Origin of the sequence: Sedimentitalea todarodis (genome assembly GCF_032595355.1) — a bacterium.
Taxonomy (GTDB): domain Bacteria; phylum Pseudomonadota; class Alphaproteobacteria; order Rhodobacterales; family Rhodobacteraceae; genus Sedimentitalea; species Sedimentitalea todarodis.
The window spans coordinates 1-17031 of sequence record NZ_JASMWN010000041.1 but is presented as its reverse complement, the minus strand read 5'-3'; the positions used below and the strand labels follow the sequence as shown (position 1 = coordinate 17031).

The 17031-nt window shown below is 55.3% G+C and carries 14 protein-coding genes and 3 pseudogenes; 6 read left to right on the top strand and 11 right to left on the bottom strand.

Going from position 1 to position 17031, the window contains the following annotated elements; genetic code table 11:
* Positions 1-104: 104 nt before the first annotated feature.
* The 6 genes and pseudogenes from QO231_RS24725 to xdhA form a co-directional block, all read right to left on the bottom strand.
* Positions 105-535: pseudogene (locus QO231_RS24725) on the bottom strand ((S)-ureidoglycine aminohydrolase); the annotation flags it as partial.
* Positions 536-662: 127 nt separating this feature from the next.
* Entirely contained in the window at positions 663-2000 is a 1338-nt protein-coding gene (guaD, locus tag QO231_RS24720; protein WP_316782569.1) for a guanine deaminase, read from the bottom strand.
* 69 nt (positions 2001-2069) lie between these two features.
* The gene (locus tag QO231_RS24715; RefSeq protein ID WP_316782566.1) at positions 2070-3671 is read right to left on the bottom strand and encodes a xanthine/uracil/vitamin C permease; all 1602 of its coding nucleotides are present in this window, start codon (positions 3669-3671) and stop codon (positions 2070-2072) included.
* 45 nt (positions 3672-3716) lie between these two features.
* Positions 3717-4598, bottom strand: coding sequence for a xanthine dehydrogenase accessory protein XdhC (gene xdhC, locus QO231_RS24710; protein ID WP_316782563.1), 882 nt, complete (start codon positions 4596-4598; stop codon positions 3717-3719).
* A gap of 3 nt (positions 4599-4601) precedes the next feature.
* Positions 4602-6920, bottom strand: coding sequence for a xanthine dehydrogenase molybdopterin binding subunit (gene xdhB / locus QO231_RS24705; protein WP_316782562.1), 2319 nt, complete (start codon positions 6918-6920; stop codon positions 4602-4604).
* A 16-nt stretch (positions 6921-6936) separates the two neighbouring features.
* Positions 6937-8400: a xanthine dehydrogenase small subunit gene (gene xdhA / locus QO231_RS24700; protein ID WP_316782559.1), complete on the bottom strand. Its 1464-nt coding sequence runs from the start codon at positions 8398-8400 to the stop codon at positions 6937-6939.
* A 165-nt stretch (positions 8401-8565) separates the two neighbouring features.
* Here xdhA and QO231_RS24695 point away from each other — a divergent pair, with 165 nt between their 5' ends.
* Positions 8566-9468 (top strand): LysR family transcriptional regulator, encoded by a 903-nt coding sequence (locus QO231_RS24695; RefSeq protein ID WP_316782555.1) that lies wholly within the window; start codon positions 8566-8568, stop codon positions 9466-9468.
* A 148-nt stretch (positions 9469-9616) separates the two neighbouring features.
* Positions 9617-9734, top strand: a pseudogene (locus QO231_RS26310) (IS6 family transposase); the annotation flags it as partial.
* A 131-nt stretch (positions 9735-9865) separates the two neighbouring features.
* On the opposite strand, the gene QO231_RS24690 reads toward QO231_RS26310, so the two are convergent.
* Entirely contained in the window at positions 9866-10153 is a 288-nt protein-coding gene (locus tag QO231_RS24690; protein ID WP_316782552.1) for a winged helix-turn-helix domain-containing protein, read from the bottom strand.
* Positions 10154-10742: 589 nt separating this feature from the next.
* On the opposite strand from QO231_RS24690, the gene QO231_RS24685 reads away from it, so the two are divergent.
* Positions 10743-11459 carry a helix-turn-helix domain-containing protein gene (locus QO231_RS24685; protein WP_316782549.1) on the top strand — a complete coding sequence of 239 codons (717 nt, stop codon included), beginning with the start codon at positions 10743-10745 and terminating at the stop codon, positions 11457-11459.
* A gap of 348 nt (positions 11460-11807) precedes the next feature.
* Here the strand turns inward: QO231_RS24685 and QO231_RS24680 are convergent.
* The 3 genes and pseudogenes from QO231_RS24680 to puuE form a co-directional block, all read right to left on the bottom strand.
* Positions 11808-12153: pseudogene (locus QO231_RS24680) on the bottom strand (solute carrier family 23 protein); the annotation flags it as partial.
* Positions 12154-12212: 59 nt separating this feature from the next.
* On the bottom strand, positions 12213-12695 hold the full coding sequence (locus QO231_RS24675) for an ureidoglycolate lyase (RefSeq protein ID WP_316782545.1): 483 nt from the start codon (positions 12693-12695) through the stop codon (positions 12213-12215).
* The gene (puuE, locus tag QO231_RS24670) at positions 12692-14104 is read right to left on the bottom strand and encodes an allantoinase PuuE (RefSeq protein WP_316782542.1); all 1413 of its coding nucleotides are present in this window, start codon (positions 14102-14104) and stop codon (positions 12692-12694) included. The genes QO231_RS24675 and puuE overlap by 4 nt, the downstream gene beginning before the upstream one ends.
* A 142-nt stretch (positions 14105-14246) precedes the next feature.
* On the opposite strand from puuE, the gene uraH reads away from it, so the two are divergent.
* A complete protein-coding gene (uraH, locus tag QO231_RS24665; protein ID WP_316782540.1) occupies positions 14247-14600 on the top strand; it encodes a hydroxyisourate hydrolase in 354 nt (117 codons plus the stop codon).
* Here the strand turns inward: uraH and QO231_RS24660 are convergent.
* A complete protein-coding gene (locus QO231_RS24660; protein WP_316782576.1) occupies positions 14585-15517 on the bottom strand; it encodes a LysR family transcriptional regulator in 933 nt (310 codons plus the stop codon). The two genes, uraH and QO231_RS24660, sit on opposite strands and share 16 nt — an antisense overlap.
* Before the next feature lie 99 nt (positions 15518-15616).
* On the opposite strand from QO231_RS24660, the gene QO231_RS24655 reads away from it, so the two are divergent.
* Together QO231_RS24655 and tnpB are read left to right on the top strand one after the other, a co-directional pair.
* Positions 15617-16852 carry a urate hydroxylase PuuD gene (locus QO231_RS24655; RefSeq protein WP_316782538.1) on the top strand — a complete coding sequence of 412 codons (1236 nt, stop codon included), beginning with the start codon at positions 15617-15619 and terminating at the stop codon, positions 16850-16852.
* A gap of 62 nt (positions 16853-16914) precedes the next feature.
* On the top strand, positions 16915-17031 hold a 117-nt coding region (tnpB, locus tag QO231_RS24650), incomplete at its 3' end, for an IS66 family insertion sequence element accessory protein TnpB (RefSeq protein WP_316782572.1).

Genomic DNA, 17031 nt, shown 5'->3' with positions numbered 1-17031 from the left:
CCCAGACCTTTGAGAAACTCTCTCGTAGTCTCCATTGAGAAACTCACCTCCTGTCATCCAACAGGCCTTGAACCTCAAATCACACCGAACTCAGGAAGGTGGGCTTCAGACACCGCATACCCATGTTCCATGACGTGTGTCTCGAGAAAAGGAACTACCGCGCCGGGTTCAATTGTGACGACTGTCACATGCATATCATGGCGCAGGTCGTTTGGGTCGACGAACCGCGTCGTGGCCCGTTCCCGTCTGTTTTCGGCATAACCGTAGGAGCGATCTCATTCTCGTTGGCGATGATGATGTCAGGGAAATCAAGCCCCTCAACGGCCTCATAAGACTTGCGGATCCAATGGAACCGCAGCATCTGGTCTTGCGTGTCTCGAAGAGTCCAAATGGTCTTGGGCGGTAGGTAAGCATGGCCACCGGGTGCAAGCGAATGATCATTGCCGTCGAGCGTGAGCGTTGCATTGCCATCGACGACAAACCAAACGCCCTGTGCACTAGGGTCGGTCTCCGGGCGATCAGACCCACTGCGCGGAGCATTCGGGAAACTCTCTATATGGGGCCTTGGATGCACCTGTAGCGCCGGCGAAATTAGCGCATCAGCATGAAAATCTGGCCTGTGGCGGCCCGTATGAAAGTTCAGAAATAACGCCATCGCGATGTCAGCAATGTGCCAGAAACTGAGTGATATCCGCCCTAGGTGAGGCCGGCTTCTTGCTCGGCTCGCCACTCACATAGACTTCTTCTATCGCGCGATCATCTCCCATCATCTGCAAGATGAACAACTCTTCAGAAAGGCTGTTGCAGCGTTCCATGCGTAAGGCCATTGCATCAGTACTGCGAGAGTTGAGAATAACGATATCGGCCTCGGTACCCTGATCAAGCGTCCCAATCCTGTCTTCCAGCCCAAGAACACTCGCATTCCCGCGTGTGGCCCAATGGAACGCCTGCAATGGGTGCAGGGACTGACCCTGCAATTGGAGGACCTTGTAGCCTTCGTTTAGCGTCTGGAGCATCGAATAGCTTGTGCCAGCGCCAACGTCTGTCGCGATACCAGTCGAGATGCCTTTCGCGCGCAGCCCCGCATTGTCAAACAGTCCACTTCCCAGGAACAGATTTGAGGTCGGGCAAAAGACCGGATGCGCACCCGTTTCAGCCAGCGCGCTGATCTCGCGCGACTTGAGGTGAACCGAATGCCCAAGCAGGGTCTTTTCTCCAAGCAGACCATAGGATTGATATACGTCCAGATAGTCACGCGCATTTGGGTAAAGCTTCTCTGTATAGGCAATCTCTTCCTTGTTCTCAGACAGATGAGTCTGGACATGGCATTCGGGGTGCTCTGCTGCCAGCGCCTGTGCCATCTCCATCTGTAAAGGCGTGGATGTGATCGCAAAACGTGGGGTGATCACATAGCCATTTCGAGCGAGCCCCTGCCACTGTGCAATCAGCGCCTTTGAGTCGTCGTATCCTGACTGAGGTTTATCGCACAGGCCATCTGGCGCGTTGCGATCCATCAGGACCTTGCCGCCAAGCATTCGCAGGCCTCTCTTTGTGGATTCAGAGAAAAAGGCATCGACCGAAGCTTTGTGTACCGAACAAAATGCCACGGCTGTCGTTGTGCCGTGCGTGATCAACTGGTCGAGGAATCTTGAAGCCATTCTTGCGCAGTGGTCGGGATCTGCAAAACGAGTTTCTTCGGGGAAGGTGTAATTGTTCAACCAATCAAGCAACTGTGAACCCCAGGATGCAATCACCTGCGCTTGTGGAAAATGTATGTGTGGGTCGATGAACCCCGCCAGCATCAGATGGGGTCGGTGGTCGACGAGCGGCACATTGGGCGCTTCAGACACAAGGTCAGCAAAGGGCCCCTGATTTTCGATAAGCCCGTTGCGAAGTAACAGGCCACCATCCTCAATGTAGGTGTAGGCGTCTATGTCGTCGCCACCCTGCGGTTCGCGATTGAACGTCAAAAGGCGGCCGCGCAACAATCTGTCGGTCATGGTTTCAGCTCGTGTTTTGGAATGTGGTGGAGCGAGAGGCAACCGTGAGGCGCCTCTCGTCAGGTCAGGTCAGGCCTGTTGTGCGGGCGAGTCGTCGTCAATGAAATCAGGTTCATCCGGAACGATGACCCTATGTTTCAGGTCCTCTTTCGGCGCGACCATTGGGTAAAGATACAGGAAACCGCCGATGATGAGGTAGCCAATGGTAATCCCGTCAAACTGTGGCATTTGCAGCGTGAAAGAGTGAATGATCCCGACTGATGACATTACGGCTGCTGCGACAGCGAACCCGCTGGCCATGCGGAACCGACCGTCAATCACATCGGCGACAATAGCGCCCCAGATCAACCCGGTAATGATCGCGCCTTGACTGAGAGCAAGATGGCCTTCGTAGTGGGCTCCCTCCATCAAAAGCGCGGCGGTCAAACCTTCATCGCCAAGTGCGGGAAGTCCTTCGACGCCCGCGCTTCGCAGCGCATTCATCAGCGAGCCCCATTTGACCATGAGAAACGCAGAAACATGCGGCAGTATTGCGAACGACACGGCTGCCATATGCATCGGCTTCACGGCCCAGGCGGTATTCGTAATCAGGCTGACTGACACGAAAACCAGAACCGGAGCTGCAGCGGCAATCGGAATGAGCCCTGAAAGAAAGGACAGGAAACCGAAGAATGCAGCGGCGGAGATCACGACAGCGACACCAACGATGTATCCCGCATGCGCGTCCAAGCGTTTGTAAGCCGGATGACCGATGTAGACTGTTGTGGGGAAAGGCGAGCCAAAGAGCGCGCCAATCATAGTGCCAGCACCATCTGTCACCTGACACAGGGCAACAGGATACCGGTCTCCCGCTGCCTCTGCGGATTCGACGTTATTCATGGTCTCGATAAAGTTGTAGATCTGAACCGGTATCAGAACGAGGAACAGCTCGGGATTGGCAAAGAGATACTGCACTCCGGCGATCAGGTCACCAAAGTAGGGAACCGGTGGATAGAAGCCAATTCCGGTAACATCAAACTTGGACTCGCCGAGAAAAATGGCGATGATTGTACCCGCCCCGATGGCCAACAGTCCTGCCGGAATACCGCCGGGCAACCGGAAACGTCCAATCAGTCCCCAAAGGATGAACAGAAGCGATGTGAAGCCAATAATTGGGTGCTCGAAGATCTCAGCCAGAGGGACGGATCCGATAAAAACCAACGCGATCCCACAAAGCGTGCCCAACATTCCGGCGCGAGGTGTAATGCGTTTGAGGTAGGGACCAACAATGGCACCGAGCGCAGCAATGATGCCGCCCAAAAAGCCTGCGCCGATACCAACCTGCCACGCCAGAAGCGGATCTTGCGTCGCCCAGTAAATCGGGCCGATCACCCCAAAGAGATAAACGAACATCACCGGGGTGGAAATACCGTAGGGCAGGGCGGTCACGTCCTTGTTCTGCTTGTTCGCTGCCCATTTCGCCAGATAGGTATAGACCCCAACACCAGCCAGAATGGCAATAGCCGCTCCTGGAACAATACGCCCGAACACGATCTCTGTGGGCATCTGAAAGACGAATTGGCAGACCCCGGTCAGGATCAGCAAGTTGACAAGGTTGTCTGTGAAAAGCGCCCAAAAAGCGCTGAAGTCGCTGCGGGTAAACAGCTTGTACTTATAGATCCCACCGTCCATGACGGTTTCCTCCTCTGCTGTGATCGGTCCTCAACCTGAATCTGTTCAGGCCGAAATCCCTTTCCGGTTGTGCCGGTGGCCCGATATGGGCGTTTCGTGTGCCCGATGACGGGCAGGTGCGACAGTCTCAGAGGTCAATTCAGCCATCAGTTCGGCCACCACGAAGGAGGCGATGATGCTGGGCCGCTTATCGCGGCTGCCGCTTGCCCCAATCGGGCAATTCAGGTGTTCGATGGATTGTTGATCATTGTGGTCACGTGCCCAATTCCTGAATTTGACGCGCTTCGTGGCTGAGCCGATCATCCCGACGTAAGTCGCGTCCCCCCGTTCAAGCGCAGCTGACGTGAGCAAGAAATCCAGCCCATGATCATGCGTGAGAACGATAAATGCGCTGCCCGAAGGTGCGTTCATGATTTCGATTTCAGGGATGGCACTGATCCGGGTTTCGACATCTGCATTGCACAGCGCAATTTCATCTGGTCTCGTATCAACAAGAACACACTGTACTGGCAAATGCTGAAGTTGATTCGCAAGGGCACGGCCGACATGGCCCCCACCCATGACGTAAACGTGGGGTCGGGCTTTATCATGATCATTCGCGCGCTGAATTGCCGCCGATCTGTCTGAGTCCCGCATGCGCGCAAGAGAAAGTTCAACGCGCCCCCCGCAGCATTGTCCAATCTCTGGTCCAAGTGGCACGTTCATGGCTCGGTTCAAAGCGCCATCGCGTAGCATTTCGCGCGCATGTTCAATGACCAGGTATTCGAGTTGCCCACCCCCAATCGTACCAAAGAGAGCATCTGCGGAAACGAACATCTCGGTCCCTACATTTCGGGGGGAGGAGCCTCGCACTCGGATCAACTCTATCCGGATAACCGAAGCATGTGTCCGAAGAAACTCCGCAAGCCTGATGGAATTGTTGGCCATGATCTATGCCTCGGTCTTCATTCGGGCGACCGCCATAAGCACTCTTTCTGGCGTTGCAGGTGCGTCGAGACGCGGGCATTTCCGGTAGCCGGCAACCGATGCCACTGCCATGGACAGCGCTTCAAACACCGAGATACCCAGCATGAATGGGGGCTCGCCGACAGCCTTGGAACGTTTGATGGTCAGTTCGCGGTTCTCGGACCAGTCAGCAAGATCAACGTTGAAAACGCGCGGCCGGTCAGAAGCCAGCGGGATCTTGTAGGTCGATGGCGCATGGGTCCGTAGCCGTCCTGCTTCATCCCACCACAGCTCTTCGGTTGTCAGCCAACCCATGCCCTGGATGAAGGCACCTTCAACCTGGCCTTTGTCCAAGGCGGGGTTCAGCGAGCGGCCAACATCGTGCAGGATGTCGGTCTGCTCGACGCGATATTCCCCGGTCAGCGTGTCAATGGTCACCTCAGAGCAAGCCGCCCCATACGCGAAATAATAGAATGGACTGCCCTGACCTTTGCTTCGGTCCCAATGAATTTTCGGAGTTTTGTAAAACCCTGCCGCCGAGAGTTGTACCCGCGCCAGGTATGCCGCTTTTACCAACGCATCGAAGGCGATCCTCTGTTCACCGACATGGACGTGATTGGCGCGGAAAATTACCGCCTCCGGTGCCACGTCCCATTTCTCAGCAGCGAATGTAACAAGCCGTGCCTTTATCTGCTCAACCGCATCCAGCGCCGCCATGCCATTCAGGTCTGTTCCGCTGGACGCCGCAGTGGCTGAGGTGTTTGGCACCTTCTCGGTTGTCGTCTTGGTGATCTTGATACGTTCGAAATCTACCTGAAACGCCTCGGCCACAACCTGAGCGACCTTGGTGTTGAGACCTTGGCCCATCTCGGTGCCGCCGTGGTTCAGGTGGATGGAGCCGTCATTGTAGACATGCACCAAAGCGCCTGCCTGATTGTACCAGGTTGCTGTGAACGAAATCCCGAATTTTACCGGCGTCAATGCGATGCCCTTTTTCAGGACGGGAGAGGTTTCATTGAAGGCAATGATGTTCCGGCGACGTTGGCGATACCCGGCTGTCTCTTCCAGCTCGCCTACCAATCGATCGAGAATGTTGTCCTCGACCTGCTGATGATACGGCGTCAGATCGCGTCCTTCGCCACCATAGAAATTGGCCTTCCTCACATCGAGCGGGTCTTGACCCGTTGCATAGGCGATCTCTTCCATCATGCGCTCGGCAACGATCACGCCCTGCGGGCCCCCAAAGCCCCGAAACGCCGTGTTGGAGACGGTGTTGGTCTTCATCGGATGGCTGGTCAGGCGAACATTTGGGTAGAAATAGGCATTGTCTGCGTGAAACAGCGCGCGATCGGTGACCGGCCCTGACAGGTCAGCCGAAAACCCACAGCGTGCGGCAAAACTGCCATCCACGGCTTGAATGCGCCCGGCCTCGTCGAAGGCAAAATCATAGTCGATCACAAAGTCATGGCGTTTCCCGGTCGCGGTCATATCCTGATCGCGGTCTGGGCGGACCTTGACCGCCCGGTTCCACTTTTTTGCGGCCATTGCAGCGACGGCGCAGAACAGGTTCATCTGGCTTTCCTTGCCACCGAACCCGCCGCCCATTCGGCGTACGTTGACAACAACTGCGTTGGACGGCACGCCCATTACATGCGCAACCATATGCTGTGCCTCGGATGGGTGCTGGGTTGAGCAATGCAGGATAAGATCGTCATCTTCACCCGGGATCGCAAAGGCGATATGGCCCTCCAGATACATGTGGTCTTGTCCGCCCACGTGCATCCTGCCCTTGATACGGTGTGATGCAGACGCGAGCACAGGATCAACCTCACCGCGTTCCAGTTTCAATGGAGCGGTCACGTGCGGATATCCCGCCTCTTGTGCTGCTATCGGATCAAGTGAATGCGGCAGCGCCTCAAAGTCAACTTTGGCCAGTTCGGCTGCACGACGTGCGGCGTCGCGCGTTTCCGCCACCACCGCAAAAAGCGGCTGACCATGAAACTGAATTCTGTCCGTCGGAAAGACCGGCTCGTCATTCAATCCTGTCGGACTGATGTCGTTGACGCCGGGCACATCTTTCGCAGTCAGCACTCCGATCACGCCGGGGGCGACCAGAACGTCAGACAGATCAATGCCATTCAGTTTGGCGTGTGCCACGTCAGAAACCCCGAGATAGGCGTGCAACGTTCCATCGGGCTGGGCGATATCGTCGGTATAGTCTGCGCGGCCGGTCACATGTTTGATCGCGCTGTCATGAATGCGGTCGGTATGGGCCGAACCGGTGATGGAAACGTTATCTTTCATGGTGTCGTCTCCTGTATCAAGCTGATGTCAGCTGAATTGGGCTGGTCGTTGCGGCGTCTTTTTCGAGGAAAAAGCGACGCAGCAGGTTTTGTGCGCCCAGCATTCGGTAGTCCGAAGAGGCCCGCCAATCACTCAACGGTTTGAAATCTTCCTGCAACGCGGCAGCGGCGTTTTCAAAGTTCGCCGCGCTCCAAAGTTTGCCAAGCAGCGCCTTTTCAGCGGCCGCTGCGCGTTTGGGCGTTGCCGCCATCCCACCAAACGCAATTCGACATCCTGTAATTGTGTTTTCCGTCACAGTCATGTTGATCCCCACGGCCACGGAAGAAATATCCTCGTCCCGTCGTTTAGAAATCTTGTAGGCCGCATTCCAGTCATTCGCCGCTGGCACAGGCACCCGAATGGTTTCGACAAATTCACCGGGGACCCGGTCCTGCTTTCCGTAGTCAATGAAGAAATCTTCGAGCGACAGGGCGCGACGCTCTGATCCGCGTCGCAGGGTGATTTCGGCCCCCAGAGCAATCAACACCGGTGGCGTGTCGCCAATCGGCGAACCATTTGCGATGTTGCCGCCAACGGTGCCCATATTGCGAACCTGCCAGCCCGCGATGCGATCCCAATAGGCCGTAAGATGCGGGAAAAGCTGGGACAGCCTATCCTGACAATCTGAATAGCTTGCGCCCGCACCAATCAACAAGGCGCCTTCATGTGTTTCGACTTGCTTTAGTTCGTTGAGATGGCCGGTGAAAATTGCAGGGCCGATTTTTTGCAGGAACTTGGTTACCCACAGCCCGACATCTGTCGCGCCCGCGACGATTGTGGCATCGGGATAGGCCAAAAGGCACTCTGCCAGATCATCAACATCCACTGGCAGGATGCTGAGGTTGTCTCTCGGACCCGATACGACCCGTTGTCCGTCTCGCAACGCCCGAAGGCGATTTGTGATCTCGGACCTTTCAGTATTCAGGATGTCAGAGGCAGGTGATCCAAAGCGGCTAACGGCGACTGCTGCCTTGATGATGGGCGCGTATCCGGTACAGCGACACAGGTTGCCTTGCAATGCACTTTCTACCTGCGTCTCCGTAGGCTCGGGGGTCTCCATCCACAGGCCATACAGCGACATCACAAAGCCAGGAGTGCAGAAACCACATTGGCTTCCGTGGTGTTCAACCATCGATTGTTGAACCGGGTGCAGCGGGCCTTGCGGTCCGGACAGATATTCCACAGTGACAACATGACAGCCATCCACCGATGCAAGAAATCGGATACACGCATTTACGGGTTCATAGACCAATCCGGCGTCTGAAAGACGACCGATCAATACCGTGCAGGCCCCACAATCCCCTTCCGCGCAGCCTTCCTTGGTTCCGGTCAGACGACGTTTCAAACGAAGGAAATCGAGAAGGGTTTCGTCCGCGGCCACTTCGTCGATCGAGACGTCGTTGCCGTTTAGCATGAATCGAATGTCACTTCGGTGCGCCATGGTGTTCTCCCGGTGCCTTCTGGTCAAAGAGCGTTGAGCTCACACCGATCGTAGGAAAAGCAATTGCAACAATAAACAGTCATTATCGGCAAATACTTTCAACAGAACGTTGATAATTGATCGAGACGGCGCAATGATTGCTTCAACCAACAATCGAGAGTGAGAATGTCATACATTGAGAGCTTACGCGTCTTTGTCAGAGTGTTCGAACTCGGGAACATAACGTCAGGTGGGCGTGACCTTCGACTGACACCCGCAGTTGCAAGTAAGCGCATCAAGGAGCTTGAGAAGCGACTTGGCGTGCGGCTGTTTAACCGAACAACCCGGTCTATCACCCCGACGGAAGTGGGTATCGTATTCTATGATGAGGCAAAGAACATCCTCCTCGCATTGGAAACCGCTGAAGCGAAAGTTGCGAATTTCTCAGATCATCCCCGTGGCGCGATCCGTGTGACCGCCCCTCTGGGTGTCGGACGTCGGATTGTTGCGCCTCTGGTCCCGGAATTCGTGGATGCCTATCCCGAAACCCAGGTTCGAATGCGCCTGTCGGACCGCAAGGTAGACATCCTGAGTGACGGGATTGACGTGGCCTTTTTTGTCGGTCAACTGAGCGATTCCAACATGAAACTGCGCAAGATTGCAGATTGCGAACGGGCGCTGTGCGCGGCGCCCGGGTACCTGTCGGAAATGGGCACACCCGTCGCGCCAGATGACCTCCTCAATTCAAATCACAATTGTCTGCTGCTGAGATACCCACGTTCGCCTGAATATTTCTGGACGCTGCAAACAGGCATGGGACCGGTCAAACTTGAGGTAAGCGGAAAATATGATGCTGATGACGGAGATGTGTTGACTGACTGGGCGCTCGCGGGCCGCGGAATCATTAACAAGCCGCGCTTTGACGTCGCTGATCATCTGAAAAATGGATGTCTTGTCGAGGTCTTGCCAAATACGCCACCGTTGCCGACAATGTTCGGATGTTTGTATCCGCACAAAAGATTGCAGGACCCAAAAGTTCGCCTGTTCGTCGAACACATTGTATCTCATAGCAAGGCGATGTTCGTCTGACCGTCGCATTCCTCCGCCACTCTTTCAGCCAAATGAAAGCATGGCGCATTCACGTCTTTGGCGAACGGTACTGATTGTCGCAAGCAACATAGCCGGCCGCATCATCCTCGCAACCTGCCGTAAACGATGGTCAATCGAGGAGACTGGTGCACCAAAGCGGGATCGAGACCATCCGAACCATCATACGTGGCCACATCCATAACAAACAACCGGGCGTCGCAGGCGAGATCAAGTTCATAATAGAACTGTTCGAAACCAACGGGTGACCCGCCGACCACCGAACGACCAATCAGCGTACGAAAATAAATGCAACGCTCCCGCTACAACTGGTGCAATGTCAAACCGGAGGTGTTCAGGAAGCAGCTTTGTTAACTGCCGGGACGTGACAATTCAGAACCTAGTCGGGGTCGTACAAATGGCCTAGTCCACGTATTGTCTTGATGATCGAAGGCTTTTCAGGTGTCTGTTCAATCTTGCGACGTAGTCGCGAAATCCGGATATCGATGCTACGGTCAAATGGATCCCAGGGCCGGTCATGCGCTTGTTCAAGGATTTGGTCACGGTTCAGGACCCGTCCCTTGCTTTCGGCAAAGGTCTTCAGAAGGCTGAATTCCATCGCTGTCAATGGCAGTTCCGATGCAGGTTTCTCGGACGCCATGCGGGACGTTTGTGTGGCGCGGAGCATTGCCCGGCGTCGGAGAAGCGCTCAGGCGGGAAATCGCGGGTTTGGTCTTGGTGGGTCGGTGGCTACGGGGAATTGTAGGATGGGTTTACCTGGTGTCTTATCCGACCAACCTATTGAACGGCAACCGTCAGGCTAGACGCGGTGTCGGCCTTGCCAGCATTTGGACGATATGCGTGGTGATTTCCCTGTACCATCGAGCTTTGCCGCGTCGATAACTTGTTCAATGCACGACGATGGGTTCGCAGGCGACATCGGCTGCGGCTGATGGTATCTTTGGTCATGTTTGGCGCGCGCTTACTGCTGCGGCCCTTTGTGGTTTTGGCGGTGCTCTGGGGTTCTGGATGGGCGCGAATGCATCGATGATGATCGATTGTCCACCGCAACATGGGCAGGGCAGTGCGAGGACACGGGGCAACTGATCGATATTGCTGATGCATTCCTCATCATAGCGACCCTCTTCTGACGCCCTGGCTGTGAATCGGCATGCAAAATTGACCCACTTAGGTGGGTTATGAGCGAGCAAAATTGATCCACCTGTTTTAGTTAACATCCCCGCAAAATTGTGCGGAGGAAAGAGCAGGTGATATTGATGGAAAGTGTATCGAAGATCCGACGATGGGTGTTGGTTGAAGGGCGCAGTATCCGGTCTGTTTCGCGGTCGACAGGGTTATCGCGCAACACGATCAAGAAGTATCTGAAGGATGAGAGCCCGCCAAGCTACCAGCGCCAGGTGCCACCGGTTCTGCACAAGTTGTGCAACGGTTTCGACACACGGCTTCAGGACCTGTTCGATCAGGATATGAAGCGTTCATGGCGGGAACGGCGGACAGCCCAGAAGCTCTATGAGCAGTTCGCGTCGGAAGGTTACACCGGGTCCTATTCGCCGGTTCAGCGATTTGTCCGCGACCTGAAGCGGGCGGGTGCTGGTTCTGGAGATGCTTTTATCCCGCTGCATTTTGCGGCAATTGACGCGCTGCAGTATGACTGGAGCGAAGAACGGGTTGTCCTGAGCGGTATCGAGCAAAAGGTGAAGGTTGCCCATTTCCATCTGTGCCACAGCCGCAAGCCCTTTGTCTTGGCCTATCCCGGCGAAGCCCAGGAGATGGTGCTGGATGCCTTTGCGCAAGCGCTGTCTTTCTATGGCGGGGTCAGGATGAACGCCGCGAAACTCTTACCAAAGCAACGCCAGCGTCACGCCTTTGCGGCGCAGCTCAGCGTGCACACAGGACCAATCGGGCTGTGGAATGGACCGTGCCGATGCACCCGGTTGATGTGGAAAGAACCGCTGCTCAAGATCAACATCTGACAGATTATCGGGCAACGGCCAGCCCAGCCCGGCAACATCCGCGCGCCGAAAGTATTCCGACACCGTCGCCGGCCCCAATGACAGGCTCTGCGCCACCTGACGTCCCGAAAATCCATCTGCCCGAAGCCGCAGGGCTTCCCGTATCTTGCGCATCGACAATCTCTGCATCGCGCCACCTCCCGTTCCAAAAGAACGGCAAGGTAGACAGTTAAAGACTGCCTCAAAACAGATGCCAAACCCCCAGATCAGGGGTGGCCGGATGCCCCGGTTTGAGTGGCCGGGTTAAATCGGTACCGGTGGCCGGATACTATCGGAATAGGTGGCCGGATCACCCCGGAATGCGCACATACCCGCGACCAGCGGAATCATCATCGGAATGAATGCAAAAACTTGTGCCTTGTACGATGGGCAATCACGCACCAATCGGGCCAAGACCAATGGTCTGAAACAGTGTCGCGATCCCGGCGAACAGCATCGACATTTGTATCAGATACGTCATGTCAGGGAAGCCCTGCGCACCGGTGTCAGAGCCGAACCCAAAGCCAGCATCCCCGGCAATAATAATTGCAGGCGTGACGTTCGAAACGAACATCGCCAATACGTGCTGGATCCCCAGGGGAATAGCGCGATGCAGCGCCGGCATATGATTCGAATTCCGGAGTTGCTCCGGCATCCCCATGGATGCATCTTTCATGTGGCCTTCCCGTCCCCAGACAATGCTTGTGTTGGTTTTTCGCCAACGGCTCTCTGTCATCATTCGACAATATACGCTGTGTCGAACCAGTGCTCTTCAAGGTTCGGTCCGTCGCCGATACGGTCGACGACTGCGAACAGTCCTGGTTCTGACAGGGGTGCGAGGACGCCATGCCATGTCCCTCGGTGGAAATTGATCGCTTGACCAGGCTTCGTCAAAAACGCCTTTGGATCTTTCGGAACGCCATTTTCGTCACGCGCAACGACGACAAGAAATGGGTCAGCGGACATCGGGACAAAGGCCTGGCTGCCGTCCGGATGGCGCTCAACCATCTGCAAGGTGAGCGGCAAGGTTTCCTTCTCACCCTTGAAGATGCTGATCCCCGCGCGTCCATCGCTGAAATCGAGACGTGCCTTGTCATGGTAACGGCCGCATTTCCCCTGATTTATCAATTTGTCGGGTGCACCAGATGCATCCATGAGATCCCCATATGGGGCCAGGGCTTCTGCGGTCAGAGTTTCGGTCTTGAGACGCCTGGTCATGCTGAAAACTTCTCCAATAGACGTAGCTCTGCGATCCGTTCCACCTGGCGGCAAGCTTCAGAGAACTCCCTGTCTCGGTCATTGTCGATGCGTCGCTCGAAAGCCTCGACGATGCTGGCCTTGGTGTTGTCCTTCACAGCAATGATGAAGGGAAAACCGAACTTGGCTGTATAGGCATCGTTGAATGCCGTGAAACTCGCACGTTCCTCATCAGTGAGCATATCGAGGCCGGCACCTGCCTGCTCGGCCGTGCTTTCGGCAGTCAGACGGCCCGCTGAAGCAAGCTTTCCCGCCAGGTCAGGGTGGGCAGTCAGAACGTCCAATCGCTGCTTTTCGCTAGCTCCACGGAACACGCGCGCCAGTGCCTGATGCACGCCCTGAGCGGTATCATGTGTCGGACCAAGTTCACCTGCGTATGCACCTTCCGCGATCCACGCACTATGTTCGAAAACATCGCCGAACTCGGAAACAAAGGTCTCGCGATCCATTTCAGAAGGTCTCATCAACACCACAGGCGGGTTCTCCCTGCTCCAGTGTTCGGCAATCTCAAGACGCGTTGCAAACCAGACACCCTCATGTGATTTGAAATACTCAATGGCGCGCCGCAAGGCGGCAGCACGGCCTGGGCGACCAGCCAGGCGGCAATGAAGGCCGATGGACAGCATCTTTGGCGCGCCTGCGTCCCCCTCTTCATAAAGCAGGTCAAAGCTGTCTTTCAGGTAGCATTCGAATTGGTCGCCGTTGGTAAAGCCCGCCTGAATTGCGAACCGCATGTCGTTACAGTCCATTGTGTAGGGAACGATCAACTGATCCTTGTCCCCAAACTTCATCCAATATGGCAAATCATCGGCATAGCTGTCGGCAACATAGGCGAACTGACCGGTTTCCGCTGCCAGTCGAACGGTGTTGTTTGAGCAGCGTCCGGTGTACCAACCTCGCGGTGCCTCTCCGACAGCTTCGGTGTGCACACGGATTGCTTCCGCAATCTGTGCACGTTCCTCATCTTCGGGCATGTCTTTGTGCTCAACCCATTTGAGCCCGTGACTTGCAATTTCCCAGCCAGACGCCTTCATGGCGGCGACTTGTTCGGGTGCCCGCGCAAGTGCGCTTGCAACTCCGTAAACTGTTACTGGAAGACCACTCAGCAGCCGCTGCACTCGCCAGAAACCAGCCCGCGACCCGTATTCGTAGATCGACTCCATGTTCCAGTGACGTTGCCCCGGCCACGGCTGCGCACCTGTGATCTCTGATAGGAATGCCTCGGACGCGGCATCACCGTGCAGGATGTTGTTTTCTCCACCCTCTTCATAATTCAGGACAATTTGGATGGCGATCTTGGCGCCATTGGGCCAGTTTGCCTTGGGTGGGTTTGCACCATAGCCAGTCATGTCGCGTGGGTATCTAGTCATTTTCAGCCCTCCTGATTGGTGCGCTTGTATTTCAAAACAATACCTTCTTTTATCAAAAAAAACACGAAGGAGCCTTATCCAAGTCAGGGTTTGCGAAATTTTGTGTCAATTGAGAGAATGATCGAAACCAGAGGAGCTTCTCATGTCCGGCTATTTGACCACCCATGTACTCGATACGGCCCAGGGCTGCCCGGCCGAAGGTCTTGCAATAGAATTGTATCGGATTGCCGGTGGTGAGCGCACGCTGCTAAAATCCGTTGTTACCAATGACGACGGACGAACGGACTCACAAATCTTGCCTGACGAGGAGTTCGAAACCGGGACTTATGAATTGCTCTTTTTTGCGGGCGAATATCTCGATCGCACTGGAACTCCTCCGGAAAAGCCAAGGTTCCTGGACGTCATCCCCCTTCGGTTCGGCATGTCAGAAGACAAGCATTATCATGTGCCGCTGCTGCTATCGCCATTCAGCTACTCGACCTATCGCGGCAGTTGATCGGGAAGCTTCGTCTCCTTTATGACACCGCTAATACGGTCAGAGACGAATTCCATGAATATGCGGGTTTTCGGGTCCTGATGGCGGCGGTGAGTGAAGAGGCATGCCATTTGAATTGGCTCGGGCGGCGTTTCCTCTCCCACAACGACCAAATCGCCCGCCTTTAGATGATGCGAGACTTCGAAGACGGGTTTGAGGGCTATGCCATGCCCTGCCAAAGCCCAATCCACAAGGACGTCGCCATCATCACATTCATAACGCCCCACTGCACTGTATCGCTTTGGCCCCGATTTTGTGATCAAGGGCCAATGAAACTCTGTCGCGCCGGGAAATCGAAGATTGAGGCATTCATGCTTGCCTTCAACAATGTCCTCTCCGGTACGGGGATGGCCACGCCGCTCTATATAGTCCGGAGCCGCGCACAGAACGCGTTGCACGTCTGCAATTTTCTTGATCCGCAGATTGCTGTCTTCCGGCTGACCCAGAAAATATGCAAGGTCCAGCCCTTCTGTCGTGAGATCAACTTTGCGATCCGTCAACCTAAGCCGTACGCTGACCGAAGGGTACTCTGCCAGGAAAGACGGCACTTGAGGAGCGATCAACCTCCGGCCGACTCCCAATGGCGCAGCGACATAGAGCGCGCCCCGCGGGTGATCGGTAATGTCCGTGACCTGCGCTTCCGCAGCTTCCACGGATTCCAGCACTTCGCATGCACCGCGATAGAACGCCCTTCCTTGTTCGGTGGCATTCAAATTTCGCGTGGTACGCTGGAACAGGCGAACACCGAGATGTTCCTCAAGTTGAGAGATCCGAGACGACGTCACAGCCGGAGAAATACGAAGATCGCGGCCTGCAGCAGACATGCTGCCAAGCTCATAGACGCGGACAAAGGTGCGGATGTTCTTGAGATAGGACATTATTCTGCTTTTTTTGATACAGCTTGGCAATCCGAACCAATACCAGAAGAATTTGATCTCGCCTAGTGTAACCAGGAACTCGAATCTAGGGAGGTTGGGATGTACGACTTGGCAATCGTTTGGGATTGGATCGCTTTTTCGGTCCGGTGGCTGCATGTTATCACAGCAATGGCGTGGATTGGTGCGTCATTCTATTTCATCGCGCTCGACCTGGGCCTGCGGAAAGCTCCGAACATGCCAGTAGGCGCGTATGGTGAGGAATGGCAGGTGCATGGCGGTGGCTTCTATCACATACAAAAGTACCTGGTTGCACCCGAAAACATGCCCGAGCATCTGATCTGGCACAAATGGCAGAGCTATATCACCTGGGTGTCCGGTGCTGCGTTGCTGATGATCATGTACTGGGTAGGCGGAGAACTGTTCCTACTCGACCCCACAAAAGCGGACCTGTCACTGTGGCAAGGCATTCTGATCTCCGGGGGCTCACTGACCATCGGCTGGCTGGCCTACGATTTCATGTGCAAGTCCAAGTTGGGCGAACATTCGACTCTGTTGATGCTCCTGCTGTTCGTGATCCTGGTTCTGATGTCATGGGGGTACAACCAGATCTTCACGGGTCGCGCCGCCTTGCTTCACCTCGGGGCATTTACAGCAACCATTATGACGGCCAACGTCTTCTTTCAGATCATGCCCAACCAACGTATCGTGGTCGATGACCTGAAAGCGGGCCGCACTCCAGATGCCAAATATGGCAAAATCGCCAAACTGCGCTCGACCCACAACAACTATCTGACACTGCCGGTTGTATTCCTGATGCTCAGCAACCACTATCCTCTGGCTTTTGGCACTGAGTACGCATGGATCATCGCAAGCTTGATCTTCCTGACCGGCGTAACGATCCGGCATTACTTCAACACAATGCACACCACGGGCAAAGGGCCCAATTGGACGTGGCTTGTCACCGTAATCCTCATGATCGTGATTGCGTGGCTGTCTACCGTGCGCACCGGAGAAACCTGGGAGGATGCTGAAGCACGGGAATTGACGCCTTATGAACAGAAATTCGTATCCGCTGCCGGCTTCGAAGATGCCTATGATACGGTGGTGGGCAATTGCTCGATGTGTCACGCGAGAGAGCCCGTATGGGGCAACATGCAGTGGGCACCAAAAGGCGTCTTCCTGGAGACCCCTGGTGATGTCGCACGCAACGCGGGCCAGATCTACCTCCAAGCTGGATTAAGCCATGCCATGCCGCCGCCCAATGCAATACAGATGGATGAAGAAGCACGGGAGACAATAGTGGCATGGGTTCGCGAAGTTCGCACTACGGAGTAAGGTTGTGTGGCGAACTTTAGGTTGGATCGAGTTACGGCTTCAATGACCGTGATGGTGTGGATATGCGGCGCGGGTTCAACACACTGGCGGCACAAACGGAGCAGGTGCTGGCTGAGGACCCCTATTCTGGCCATCTGTTCGTGTTCCGTGGCCGTCGGGGTGACCTTTTGAAGATCATC